14 protein-coding genes are annotated in these 12,332 nt (G+C 65.5%); 8 read left to right on the forward strand and 6 right to left on the reverse strand.

Translation table 11 applies throughout. The annotated features are described in order from the left end of the window. The first annotated feature begins 115 nt into the window (after positions 1 to 115). Entirely contained in the window at positions 116 to 619 is a 504-nt protein-coding gene (locus AC0L3J_RS24135) for a hypothetical protein (RefSeq protein WP_473348521.1), read from the forward strand. A gap of 11 nt (positions 620 to 630) precedes the next feature. On the opposite strand, the gene AC0L3J_RS24140 is transcribed toward AC0L3J_RS24135, so the two are convergent. From AC0L3J_RS24140 to AC0L3J_RS24150, 3 genes are all read right to left on the reverse strand, one after another. Then, on the reverse strand, positions 631 to 1,818 hold the full coding sequence (locus AC0L3J_RS24140; protein WP_473348522.1) for an adenylate/guanylate cyclase domain-containing protein: 1,188 nt from the start codon (positions 1,816 to 1,818) through the stop codon (positions 631 to 633). Positions 1,819 to 1,959: 141 nt separating this feature from the next. After that, positions 1,960 to 2,544, reverse strand: coding sequence for a HutD/Ves family protein (locus tag AC0L3J_RS24145; protein ID WP_473348523.1), 585 nt, complete (start codon positions 2,542 to 2,544; stop codon positions 1,960 to 1,962). Positions 2,545 to 2,645: 101 nt separating this feature from the next. Next, positions 2,646 to 4,736, reverse strand: a complete 2,091-nt coding sequence (locus tag AC0L3J_RS24150; protein WP_473348524.1) for an adenylate/guanylate cyclase domain-containing protein — start codon at positions 4,734 to 4,736, stop codon at positions 2,646 to 2,648. Between the two features lie 319 nt (positions 4,737 to 5,055). Here AC0L3J_RS24150 and AC0L3J_RS24155 point away from each other — a divergent pair, with 319 nt between their 5' ends. Genes AC0L3J_RS24155 through AC0L3J_RS24170 form a run of 4 tightly spaced genes read left to right on the forward strand, consistent with a single transcriptional unit; the run spans position 5,056 to position 7,600 of the window. After that, complete coding sequence (locus AC0L3J_RS24155) at positions 5,056 to 5,361, forward strand: BufA1 family periplasmic bufferin-type metallophore (RefSeq protein ID WP_007600627.1); 306 nt, start codon at positions 5,056 to 5,058, stop codon at positions 5,359 to 5,361. 46 nt (positions 5,362 to 5,407) lie between these two features. After that, complete coding sequence (gene bufB / locus AC0L3J_RS24160) at positions 5,408 to 6,322, forward strand: MNIO family bufferin maturase (RefSeq protein ID WP_473348525.1); 915 nt, start codon at positions 5,408 to 5,410, stop codon at positions 6,320 to 6,322. Beyond that, positions 6,312 to 7,091 (forward strand): HvfC/BufC N-terminal domain-containing protein, encoded by a 780-nt coding sequence (locus tag AC0L3J_RS24165; RefSeq protein ID WP_473348526.1) that lies wholly within the window; start codon positions 6,312 to 6,314, stop codon positions 7,089 to 7,091. Before bufB ends, AC0L3J_RS24165 begins: the two co-directional genes overlap by 11 nt. Then, a complete protein-coding gene (locus tag AC0L3J_RS24170; RefSeq protein WP_473348527.1) occupies positions 7,091 to 7,600 on the forward strand; it encodes a DoxX family protein in 510 nt (169 codons plus the stop codon). The genes AC0L3J_RS24165 and AC0L3J_RS24170 overlap by 1 nt, the downstream gene beginning before the upstream one ends. Before the next feature lie 15 nt (positions 7,601 to 7,615). Here AC0L3J_RS24170 and AC0L3J_RS24175 read toward each other — a convergent pair whose 3' ends face one another. From AC0L3J_RS24175 to AC0L3J_RS24185, 3 genes are read right to left on the reverse strand one after another with little or no spacing between them, the layout of a single operon-like run. Then, a complete protein-coding gene (locus AC0L3J_RS24175) occupies positions 7,616 to 8,464 on the reverse strand; it encodes an SDR family NAD(P)-dependent oxidoreductase (RefSeq protein ID WP_473348528.1) in 849 nt (282 codons plus the stop codon). Positions 8,465 to 8,473: 9 nt separating this feature from the next. Further along, on the reverse strand, positions 8,474 to 9,031 hold the full coding sequence (locus tag AC0L3J_RS24180; protein ID WP_473348529.1) for a carboxymuconolactone decarboxylase family protein: 558 nt from the start codon (positions 9,029 to 9,031) through the stop codon (positions 8,474 to 8,476). Continuing rightward, positions 9,009 to 9,710: a TetR/AcrR family transcriptional regulator gene (locus tag AC0L3J_RS24185; RefSeq protein WP_473348530.1), complete on the reverse strand. Its 702-nt coding sequence runs from the start codon at positions 9,708 to 9,710 to the stop codon at positions 9,009 to 9,011. The genes AC0L3J_RS24180 and AC0L3J_RS24185 overlap by 23 nt, the downstream gene beginning before the upstream one ends. Positions 9,711 to 9,827: 117 nt before the next feature. Here AC0L3J_RS24185 and AC0L3J_RS24190 point away from each other — a divergent pair, with 117 nt between their 5' ends. The 3 genes from AC0L3J_RS24190 to AC0L3J_RS24200 all read left to right on the forward strand — a co-directional run bounded on the left by AC0L3J_RS24190 (position 9,828) and on the right by AC0L3J_RS24200 (position 12,307). Continuing rightward, positions 9,828 to 10,817 (forward strand): Bug family tripartite tricarboxylate transporter substrate binding protein, encoded by a 990-nt coding sequence (locus tag AC0L3J_RS24190; RefSeq protein WP_473348531.1) that lies wholly within the window; start codon positions 9,828 to 9,830, stop codon positions 10,815 to 10,817. 25 nt (positions 10,818 to 10,842) lie between these two features. Further along, complete coding sequence (locus tag AC0L3J_RS24195) at positions 10,843 to 11,379, forward strand: VOC family protein (RefSeq protein ID WP_473348532.1); 537 nt, start codon at positions 10,843 to 10,845, stop codon at positions 11,377 to 11,379. A 115-nt stretch (positions 11,380 to 11,494) separates the two neighbouring features. Next, positions 11,495 to 12,307 (forward strand): class I SAM-dependent methyltransferase, encoded by an 813-nt coding sequence (locus AC0L3J_RS24200; protein WP_473348533.1) that lies wholly within the window; start codon positions 11,495 to 11,497, stop codon positions 12,305 to 12,307. Positions 12,308 to 12,332: the final 25 nt, after the last annotated feature.

The following is a 12,332-nucleotide window of genomic DNA, read 5'->3' on the forward strand; positions in this document are numbered from 1 at the left end:
ACGTGCGGCCGATCGAAGCAACGTCTGGGCTACCCAGGGTCAAGCGTAGTGACACACTCGCGCATTGGCAATACGATCCGCCGTCAACACCTGTTCAATTTGAAACCAGTGCAATATGCAAAGTCATTTTCGCGCTTTTTGTGAAGCCGCCCTGTTGTCAGCCACACTCGCAATCGTCGCCTTGCCGGACATGGCGCGTGCGCAGTCGGGGAGCGCCGGCGGCAGCATCGGCAATGACGAAAAATCGCTGTCCGGTTCGCGCGAGACGCCGCGGGCAACCGAGCCTTCGAAGCCGGCACGACGCGGCAAGCCCGCGGACGACGAGCCGCGCCGCGCGCCGCAAAGGAGCGGCGGAGGCGGCAATCTCGAAGGAGCATGGGTGCTCACCAGTGTCGGCGCATCCTGCGGCACCTCCACCGACACGGTGGTCATCACCGGCGGCAAGCTGGTGGGACAGTATGGCACCGCCCAAGTCAGTCCGAACGGCTCCACCTCCGGCGTCGGTGCCGCCGGAAGCCTGAGTTGGACCATGTCCGGGCGATTTTCAGGCCGCAGCGGCTCCGGTACGTTCCAGCGATCCGATGGATGTGTCGGAAGCTGGACCGGATCGAAACAGTGACGGTCCTTGCCTCACCCCTGATACGCAAACAGCTCGATCGGCTCGCTGAAGCCGCGCACACCGTGCTCGCCAACGCGCTCCAGATCGAACTGGCCGCCGACGAGATCGGCGAAGTCGCGTGACAGCAGCACCGTCTTTCCCAATTGCTTGGTCAAGGCTTCGAGGCGCGAGGCCATGTTGACGGCGGGACCGATCACGGTGAAGTCGAGCCGGGTGGACGATCCGATATTGCCGTACATGACATCGCCGACATGGACGCCGATGCCGTAGTTCAGCGGCGCGCGGCCGGTCCCGTCGTTGCGCGCGTTCAACGCGATCATGGCCTGACGGGCTTCGGTCACGGCGTGCAACAGGTTTGCGCCGGCATTGGGCTCGCTCAAGGGGAAGATGGCAAGCAGGCCGTCACCGATGAATTTCAGGATCTCGCCGCCATGCCGCGCGATCGGCTCCGACATCGCGTCGAAATAGTCGTTGAGCAGATCGATGACGTCGTCGCGCGGCCAATTGTCGGAAATCTTGGTGAACTCGCGCAGATCGCAGATCATGATCGCGGCGCGCACCGTCGTACCGGTGCCGCGCCGCGTGGCGCCGGCCAGGATGAGCTCGCCGGCATGGGAGCCGACATAGGTCTCGAGCAGCGTTCGCGCCAGGCGATTTTTGATGCGGATCTCGCTGACCAGCGCCAGCACCGGCAATATGTTCTTGAGGGCGGCGACATGGGCGTCGTCGAAACCGCCGGGCCGGTTGGTCGCGAAGGTGACGAGATGGCGCTTGCCGAGCGTATGATAGAGCGGCCAGGCCACATAGTCGGTCAGGCCCTGCGCGCGCATCTCGCGATAGAGCGCGTGCTTGCGGCCGAGCGAGGGGTCGCGCTCGAGATTCTCGCGCACCTCGGTTGCCCCGTCGAACATCTCGTTGGCGGGACTGCCGATGTATTCGGACCGCTCGCGGACGTCGTAGTCGACCCGCGCAATCTCCGCCTCGCGCATGCCGTCGGCCCACATGAAGCGGGCGCCCAGCCATTGCGGATGCTGGATCAGCACGTGAACCGTCGACCGCGCCAGCGGAATGCCGGCCTGCTGAAGCCGGATGCACATCTCGGCAAAGATCTTGTCGATGAAGCGCTCGTCGCGCGTGCCGTTGATCAGCCAATCGACGACGCCGTCGGATAGCGTGGCGTTCTTGTCTCGCGAGGTCATATCTGCCCGTTCATATCGTGGCTGCCCATATCGTGCTCTGGGCAGCGGCTGCATCAGGGCAGATATCGTGCCCCGGCGCGACGGCGTCAACCTAGCCAGTTGCACGGATTGTGCGCACCGCTCCGGCGGCGGGAACGCGGTTCAGCCGACGATTTGAATAGAGCTCAGCACGGCCAGCCCCGACACAAGCGCAAGCGTCGACGCCCCCGTCAGTTCGACCTTCAACGTGTTTTCGTGCGAAATCGAAAAATCCGTGCCGTCGAGACGGATGCTGCAGTCGCCGCGCGCCGCATAAATTAGATGCGTGCCGGCGGACAATCGCCGCTCACCGGGCGCCTTAAGCGCTTCGAGCTCAAGGGCCACCGCACCGCGCCGGCCCATCAAATTCACCACCTCGACCGGCCCTTCCTCGAGCCTGGTCACGATCTCGAGTTCGCCGGTGAAGCGCACCGTCGTGAACGGCTCGCGCTCGTCGAATTCCTGGGTGGGCGATTTCAGCACCAGCCCGCGGCCGCCGACCACCATTTGCAAACGGTCGATGCCGGGCATATGGGAGAACGGCCCGGGTGCCACGATCGGCGTGGCCGCAAAGCGCCACAGCAGGCTGTCCCAATCCTTCACATTGGACTCAGCGCGATGGGCATCCGCGATATCGGTAAAGATGCCGCCGCCGTTCTTCCAGGGCGAGCGAGCGTAATCTTCGGATTTCAGCAGTGTGGTTTTCATATCTTGAGGTGCCGGGAGCGCGAGAGGGCGGGTGTCAGTTACGTATCATGCAGCGGGAATCGTAGCCAGCTCTCGTCCGTCAGCACGCCAATCTTTTGCGACTACTTCGTCGTCAGTGCCGCGACCGGGCGCCACGCAACATCAGGCGCGCTCTCAACCAACTGCCGGCAGCGGTCGCGCATCAGTTCAGCAGGGCGATCCGGGCCGCGCATATTCAGCACGGCTTCGAAATCAGCGAGTGCAGCCGCAAAATGGCGCCCGCGGTAGTTGGCGAGGCCCTGTTCATAGCGAACGATCCAATCAAGCCTCTCCCCGCCGCTCTCCCCGGCAAGTCCGACCAACTCGTAGACCGCAAAACCCTCCTCGCGTCCATACACGGCGATGCTGTCGATCTCGCGCGTGACGATGGCGCCGCGGGCGAGACGTTCGGTCGCTTCGCCAATGAGGATTTGCGTGCCGTAGGACTTGTTGGCGCCCTCGAGGCGGCTCGCGACGTTCACGGCATCGCCGATCACGGTATAATTCAGGCGCAGCTCGGAACCGATATTGCCGACCAGCATGCGGCCGGAGTTGATCCCGATCCGGATCTGGAGCGGCTGGCCGAGATCGTCAGCAAGGCCCGACGCCGCGATCGCCCTGCAACAGCCGAGCGCCGCACGGCAGCAGCGTAGCGCGTGGTCGGCCTGCGGCTGCGGCGCGCCCCAGAACGCCATGACGGCGTCGCCGATGAACTTGTCGATGGTGCCGCCATTCGCGACGACGGCCTCTGAGGCGAGGTCGAGATAGCGCGACAACAGCGGCACCACGCGGTCGCCGAGCCGCTCGGACAGCCCGGTGAAGCCGGCGATGTCGACGAACATCACGCTGAGCTCCTGCATGCTGCCACCTGGCCTTGCCTCGACGCCCTGGCGCAACAGCGAGCGGACCAGATCGGCCGGGATGAACTTGCGAAACGCCGACAGGCCGGCCGCCATCTCGGCGATCGCGCCGGACAGGCTCGCGATCTCCTTGAGCCGCGACGGATGGCGGCGGACCTGCTCCAGCGCGAAGGCTTCGACATGGCGGAGCTCGCCGACGACGCGCGACAGCGGCGCCGCGATGACGGAACGCGCCAGCATCGCCGAGGCCAATGCTGCGAGCACGGCGCCGATGGCAAGGCCGATGATCAGGCGGCGCAATGTCGTCTCGACCGGGCCGAGGAACTCGGCCTCGGGGATCACGGTTGCGAGCGACCAGCCGGGAAAAGGCAGCGGCGTCAGCGCCACTTCGTAAGCCGCGCCAGCCGATGTCAGCCGACTTCGCCAGGCTTCCTTGCGGCCATCCTCGCCCGCCTTCACGAGTGCCATCCGCGCCAGCGGCAGCAGCGTCGTATCGCCCTTCGCGACGTGCAGCTCGTCGGCGTCCTTGTCGGGCGCCGCGATCAGCTCGCCGCTGCCGTCGATGATGAAAGCCGTTCCGGTGCGCCCGACCTCGAGCTGCGACAGGAAGCGCGCGAGCCGGGTGTATTCGATGACGATGGCGAGGACGCCCTGCCGCTCCTGGTAGACGTCGATCGGACCGGCAAAGGCAATCGACGGTCGCTCGCCGGTCGGATGGTCCATGACCTTGAACCACGCCGGCTCCCCGGCCGCCAGCCCGGTCTTGAACCAGGCGCAATCGGCGACGCGAAAATCGGTCGGCTCGAAACGGCGATTGGCGAATTCGATATCGCCGGGCACCACCTCGTATTCGTCGATGCGGCGCTGGCCGGCATGATCGGTCAGCGAGATCTCCATCATCTCCAGGCGGCGGTCGCCGAGCTTGTGCGCGGCGAAGAAGGTCCCGTCGGGCCAGCCAAAGGCGACCCAGGATATCGTCGCCTGCGATTGCAGTTGCGACAGGAACACGAATTCGCGCTTGTCGGCCTCGCGGGTGTCGAGCACGTTCTGGAGGAACAGGGTGCGGATCGCAGTGTGGGCGGCACGCGCCTCGTCCACGATCGCGGCGACCTCCTTGCGGACGGCGGCCACGATCTGCTCATTGATGGTCGATGCGAGCTGCCGGCTCGCCGCCTCCGCCGTGCGCCACCACAACAGGCTGGAGAGGGCGGCGGTCAAAAGGATCGCGGTCAGGACCAGCGCCGAGACGGCGAGGCGGATGCTGACCGTCAGCTTCGCGAGCGCGCGCAGGTGCCGTCCGGGATCGACATTCATCGCTGTTTCCGTTCTCCGGCAAAGCGGCGACTGGCCACCTCCTGTTACCGCTCTACGTGGCACGCGTGCATTCGTTACCTGTGGCAGCCACCGCGCCCCGCCGCCAATGCTCTCCGGCTAAGGTCTCGATAGACACTAGGCATTGGATTGACCGGCCCGTCACCCGCTAATCCGATTCAAGCGCACAGCCCGTGCGCCCATCTAACGGCCTCACGAACTCGTGACCTGCTCGATCGGTAACGCGAGCTGGCTGCGAGGCGAACCGAACAAGGCGCTCTTCGCCTGCCAGGCGATGCCATCTCGAACAGGAGAAACTTCAATGTCTGCCAAACTTGCCGTGACCACGCTCGTTCTCGCCGGCGCCATGTCGACCGCACTGGCGACCCTGGCCACTGCTGCTCCGCTGACCAAGGCCGAAGGCGATGCGGCCGTCGCCGCCAAGAAGGAAAAGTGCTTCGGCGTCGCACTGAAGGGCCAGAACGATTGCGCCGCCGGACCGGGCACGACCTGCCAAGGCACCTCGACCGCCGACTTCCAGGGCAATGCCTGGAAATTCGTCCAGGGCGGCACCTGCACCAGCATCGAGCTGCCGGGCGGCAAGAAGGGCTCGCTCAAGCCGGTCTGACGCGCTGCGTCGCGACCACCACAACAGGGAAGAGCGGAGAGAAACCATGACGACGGCAATCGCGCCTGACATGTCTGCGGTGCCCCTCCGCTATTCCGCGCCGATCGGCGGCGTCGCCGGGACCAGCTTCAAGCCCGAACATCTTCAGGCGATCCTGGGCGCGAAACGGCAACGCGGCTTCTTCGAGGTCCACGCCGAGAACTACATGGGCGCAGGCGGACCGCCGCACCGCGCGCTGGAAGCGATCCGCCGCGACCATCCGCTGTCGCTGCATGGCGTGTGCATGTCGATCGGCGGACCACAGCCGCTCGACAAGACCCATCTGGCCCGCTTTCGCGCACTGGTGGCGCGTTACCAGCCCGCGCTGGTATCCGAGCATCTCGCCTGGTCGACGCATGAGACCAGCTTCTTCAACGATCTGTTGCCGCTGCCCTACACCGCAGCCACGCTCCGAAACGTCTGCGATCACATCGATCAGGTGCAGGACGCGATCCGTCGCCCGCTGCTGCTGGAAAACCCGTCGACCTATGTCGCCTTTCGCGAATCGTCGATGAGCGAGACCGATTTCATCCGCACTGTTGCCGAGCGGACCGGCTGCGGGCTGCTGCTCGACATCAACAATGTGTTCGTATCAGCGACCAATCACGGTTTCTCGGCGCTCGACTACCTCGCGGACTTTCCGCTGTCGCGCGTTGGGGAGATTCATCTCGCCGGCCATGCCGCGCAGGCCGACGACGAAGGTGATCTGCTGCTGATCGACAGCCATGACGGCCCGGTCGCGGACGCCGTGTGGAAGCTGTACGAGATCGTCATCCGGCGCCGCGGCGGCGTGCCGACGCTGATCGAGTGGGACAGCAACATCCCGGATTGGGCGGTCCTGCAAGCGGAGGCGGCCGCCGCGCAGGCGATCCTCGATCGTTGCCGCCCGGTCGGGCTGACGGGAGATCGTCATGCCGCCTGAGCCTGACCTTTGCTTTGCCGCAGCCTTTGCACCGGCGCTGCTGGACCCGGTGCGCCCTGCGCCTGAGATCGTGACCGGTCCGAACGGCAAGGCACCCGGCAAGCGCTACGATGTCTACCGCAACAACGTCACGGTCAGCCTGATCGACGCGCTCGCCGCGATCTATCCGGCGGTGCAGCGCATCACCGGCGCCGACTTCTTCCGTGCCATGGCGCGCTTCCATGTTCGCCAGACGCCACCGATCTCACCCCTGCTGTTCGACTACGGCCGCGACTTCCCAGCCTTCATCGCGCAATATGAACATGCGCAGATGATGCCATGGCTCGCAGACGTCGCCCGCATCGAGCGGGCCTGGCTCGATGCCTATCACGCCGCTGACGCGGCACCGCTGTTGCCGGCCCAGCTTGCCGCGGTTGCGCCGGATCGGCTGGGCGATCTCGTTCTCCTACCGCACCCGGCGGCGGGGATCGTGCGGTCGCAATTCGCGGCGGTGACGATATTTTCCGCCAACCGCGATACGTCGCCGGTCGGGCGCATCGACGCTGCGACACCGGAGGACGCGTTGGTCACGCGCGCCGAATTCGATGTCGTGGTCCGGCACCTGCCGCCGGACGGAGCGGCATTCGCGAGCAGCCTGATGTCGGGTCGGCCGCTCGGCGAGGCCGCCGCACGCGCGCTGGACGCGGCGGCCGACTTCGACCTCGCTTCGAACATCACCGGCCTGATCGAGTCGGGCGCCTTCACCTCATTCGCTTTCGGAGACGTCTGATGATCACGGACCAACGCATGCAGGCGGGTGGCGGCCTGCCCTCACTCGGGCTCCTCGTCGACAAGGCCAATCATCTGGTGCAGACCATCGCCTCGCCGTCGCTCGTCCAGCTCGTGCTCCGAGTCGCGCTGGCGGTGCCGTTCTGGCGTTCCGGCATGCTCAAATGGGCAGGCTTCCTCAGGCTCAACGACACTGCCGTGACGTTGTTCAGCGACGAGTTTATGCTGCATCTGCCGGGCGGGCCCTATCACTATCCGGCGCCGACCGTCATGGCGTTCCTCTCCGGATGCGGAGAGATCATGTTCCCGATCCTGCTCCTGCTCGGCTTGGGCACGCGGTTCGCGGCGCTCGGACTGCTGTTCATGACCGTCATCGTCGAGCTGACCGTGCCTGACGGCTGGCCGATCCACATCACCTGGGCGGCGATGGCGCTCGCCATCATGGCCTACGGGCCGGGCTGGTTCTCGCTCGACCACGTGATCTGCCAAGCGCGCGCGCCCCGGCCATAGGCGCGAGCCGCCCTCTCACATCCCGCTCAGGCCGCTATCGACCGCGAGCGTCTGCGCGGTGACGTAGACGCTCTCGTCCGAGAGGAAGAACAGCACGGCATAGGCGATTTCCCAGGCGGTGGCCTGGCGGCCGAACGGGACGTGGCCTTTGCCACGGTTGGGTCGGCCGGCGCCGGCCTCGCGGCCGTTCGGCGTGTCGACGAGGCCGGGATAGACCAGGTTGGCGCGGATGCCGCGGCGCGATCCGAGATGGGCGATGTTGCGCATGAGGCCGCCGAGCGCGGCTTTCGAGGAATCATACACCGCCATCTGCGAGCCGGCTTTCAGCGCGGCGATGGAGGAGATGAAGACGATCGATCCGCCGTTGTCGAATTTCGGCAGGCCCGCGCGGCAGCACAGCATCGGACCGCGAACGTTGACGTCGTAGATCGCATTCCACTCCGCGGGGCTGACGGCGTCGAGCCCGACCTTGCCGAAGGTGCCGATGTTGAGCACCATGCCGTCGAGCCCGCCCATGGCGCGATGTGCTTCCTCGATCATGCGCTGGACGTTGGATTCAGAGGTGACATCGGCCGTGATGGCAAAGCCCTCGCCGCCTTCGTCGGTGATGTGCTTGACGGTCTGCTGCGCGGAGGTGTGGTTGAGATCGGCGACCGCGACCTTGGCGCCCTCACGCGCGCACAGAATGCTCATGGCGCGGCCGTTGCCGATCGGATCGGTGGCGGCGTCGAACACACGCTGGCCACCGCCGACGATCAGGATGCGGCGGCCCGCGAGACGTGCCCTGCCCGGCGCTTCGCCCAGCGATTCCGCACTCGGCGGGCGGACATAGCGCTCCCGTCTGGTCTCGGAATTTTCGGACATGCACGCCGCCTATGTCTTGTTCTTGCCGCCGTCATAGACCTTCATGCCGGCCGCGGGATCGAGATCGGTTTCGGTCGCCTCGGTGACACGCGCCATCATCATGTAGAAGCCGAGCGCGACGATGGATTCGACGATCTCCTGGTCGCTGAAGTGCACGCGCATGGCGGCGAAGATCGCCTCGGGAACGCGGACGTTCTCGACCACTTCGCGACCGAATTTCAGCAGCGCGCGCTCGGCCTCGCTCAAGCCGGCGGCATCGTAGTCGGCGCGCTCGAGCGCATGGATCTGGGCTTGCGTGCAGCCGACCCCGAGCGCGATCGGCACGTGCTGGCGCCACTCATAGGCGCCGCCTTCGAGCTGGGCTGCCTGGAGGATCAGGAGCTCGCGATTGACCGCACTGAGCTTCTGCTTGTGCAGGATCGAATTGCCGAGCCGCATCGCCGGGATCATGTTGGCCTCGGCGTGGGCCATCATGCGGAAAATATTCAGCTTGACCGGCATGCGGTCGAACGAGGCGCGGATGTCGCCGCTGGTGGTATCCGGATCAATCAGGGGCAGCCTTGCCACGAGTCTCTCCCTTGGCTTTTCGTTTCTTGTTGTCGTTTGTCCCGCCAACCGCCGCGATCAGCGACAGGAAGAAGGCGAGATAGCGGTCGATCGCCTCGATCACCTTCGGCCGCGGCGACGATGCCGCGCCCATCACGTAATGCTCGAGACGGATGTAGATCAGCCCGGCCGCGAACAACCGCGCGGTCTCGCGCGGATCCGGCGTCGAGACCAGACCGGCGAGCGCAAAACCGCGGAAATAATCCGTCATCATGCTCTGCTCGCGCGCGTAGAAATGATCGGCGAATTTGGCGCGGATGCCGGGCACGCGATTGCGCTCGGCGGTGATGACTTTCTGAAACTGGTGCTCGCGCGGATCGGACCATTGCTCGACGAGGTCCAATGCAAACTGCCGGCAGAACGCGGCGGGCTGGCGCGCGAGCTGCCTGTAGCGCGGCTCTTCCAGCCGGCTCGCCGAGCTGGCCGGACCGTGCTCGCTGACGATCGCCTCGAGGATCGCGGCCTTGCCGGCGAAGTGATTGTAGAGGCTGCTCTCGCGAATGCCGACGCGGCGCGCGAGCTCGCGCATCGATGCGCCGCCATAGCCGCTCAGCGCGAACAGATCGAGCGCCTCGGCGAGGATGCGCGCGCGGGTCGTGGGCGCAGCCGCTTCCGCCGCGCTGGTGGTGTGGACAGCCATGCGGCTTGACTAACGAACGATCGTTCGCTAGTCAACCGTCGGCACGATCGCTCGTTCGATCTTGCGCTTCAACTCCGCTCCCAGAAGAAGCGGAGAGCAATCTGGGGAGACTGGGTCATGGCGCGCTTCGTCCATTTTCGTCTGCTGCGCGCCGCAACATTGTCATTGGTCGTAACGTCCTCGGCAATGCTGCCTGCGCGCGCCGAGGACCCAGCCGCCTATCCCACGCACAAGATCAGGATGCTGCTGCCCTATGCGGCCGGTGGCGGCGGTGACGTGATCGGGCGGCTGCTCGGCGACAGGATGGGCAAGACGCTCGGACAGAGCGTCTATATCGAGAACCACACCGGGGCTGCCGGCACGCTCGGCACCCAGATGGTCGCAGCGTCGGCGAATGACGGCTACACCATCACCGTCGGCGGCATGACCACGCATGTGCTGGCGCCGGCGATCTATCCGAAACTGCCCTACGATTCGATCAAGGATTTCACCACGATCGGGCGCATCGGCACGTCCTCGATCATGCTGGTGGCGACCAAGGATTTCGCCGCCAACGACATCAAGGGCCTGATCGCGCTGGCCAAGAAGGGTGAGCCGATCCAGTACGGAAGCTGGGGCGTGGGCTCGACCGGACAATTCTGCGCGGAAATCCTGATGCAGCAGACCGGAATCAAGATGGATCACGTGCCGTTCAACGGCATCGCCAAATTGGCCGGCGATTTGCTCGGCGGCCACATCTCTCTTGCGACACTGGACATGGCGACCGCGACGCCGCTGGTGAAGGACGGCTCGATCAAGGCGCTGGCCGCCTGCGGCGAGCGCTCGCCGAGCCTGCCGGATGTCGCAAGCTACAAGGAACAGGGCGTGCCGTTCGACCGCAGTCTGTCCTGGGCGATGTATGCGCCTGCGGGCGTTGCCGAACCGATCGCGAGAAAGCTGTCGGCGGCACTGAAGGACGCGCTCGCCGATGCCGAGGTGAAGGAGAAGCTGCTCGGGCTCGGCATCACACCACAATTCGTGCCGGGCGACGAGCAGCGTGACATCAACGCACGCGACATCGCGGCCTGGAAGCAGGTTGCCAAGGACGCGGGCATCGAGGTCAAGTGAAGAAGATGACGACAGGAGTGCCGGCATGAGCCGCATCTTCGGCGCGGTGCGCCAGAACGGATATGTGGTGCGGGACATCCACGCCGCGATGAAGCACTGGATCGAGGTGATGGGCGTCGGTCCGTGGTACTACATGGACCGCGTCAAGACCGACTGGTTTCGCCATCGTGGCGAAAACTCTGCCGTCGAGATGAGCATCGCGCTGGCCAATTCCGGCGATCTCCAGATCGAGCTGATCCAGCAGCGCAACGACGCGCCCTCGCTGTACAGGGAATTCCTCGACTCCGGCCACGAAGGCCTCCAGCACATGTCCTACTGGAGCCACGACTACCAGGCGCTCTACGACAGGGCGCTCGGGCTCGGCTACAGGATCGGCCACGAGGGCCAGATCGGCGGCGACAAGGGCCGCTTTGCCTATTTCGACACCCAGGCCCATCCGGGCACCGTGATCGAGATTTCCGACATCAGCGGCACCAAGGGGCCGTTCTTCGAGAAGGTCCGGCAGGCTGCGGCCAACTGGGACGGCACGCGGCCGATCCGCGAGGTCGGTGGGGGCCGATGACGCCGGCGGCCCGCAAGGCGATGCAGGAACCGGCCGGGTTCACCGCGCTGCTGGCGCGGTAGACGGCAATCCATGGTAACGTGAGCCTCGTGTCCGAACCTTCAGCGAGGCAAGCATGTCCAACACTGACAAGGTTTTCGCCGGCTCGATCCCAAAGCTCTACGACGAATATCTGGTACCCCTGATCTTCGCCGTTTACGCCGACGACATCGCGAGACGTGTCGCGGCCCGCTCTCCCTCCGTGCTGCTCGAGATCGCGGCAGGCACCGGCGCCGTGACGCGCGCAGTCGCGGCGGCGTTGCCGCCTGGCGTCCGTTATGTCGCGACCGACCTCAACGAGCCCATGCTCGCTGTCGCGGCGCAGCGTCAGGCAGACGACGATCGCATCTCGTGGCGCCAGGCCGACGGATCGGCCCTGCCCTTCGACGATGCCGAATTCGACGTGGTCTGCTGCCAGTTCGGCGCCATGTTCTTTCCGGACCGCGTCAAGGCTTACGGCGAAGTGAAGCGCGTCCTGAAGGATGGCGGCACGTTCGTGTTCAACGTCTGGGATCGCATCGAGGACAATGTGCTGACGCATGAAGCCACGGTCGCGCTCGAAAAGCTGTTTCCCGACGACCCGCCCCGTTTCATGGCCCGGACGCCGCACGGCTATCACGACAAGGCCATCATCAGAACCGACCTCGAACGCGCAGGCTTCCGTGACATATCGATCGAAACGCGGGCTGAAATAAGCCGCGCGCCATCGCCCGAGCACGTCGCGATCGCGCTCTGCCAGGGCACGCCGCTGCGCAGCGAGATCGAGGCACGCGATGCCAGCAAGCTTCAGACTGCGACCGACATCGTTGCCGAGGCGATCCGAACGCGCCATGGGTCCGGACCGATCGAGGGCAAGATCCAGGCTATCGTGATCGAGGCGGGGCGATAGTGGCGGGCTTCGATCTGTCCGCCTC

It is taken from the genome of Bradyrhizobium sp. Kon37, assembly GCF_055807535.1.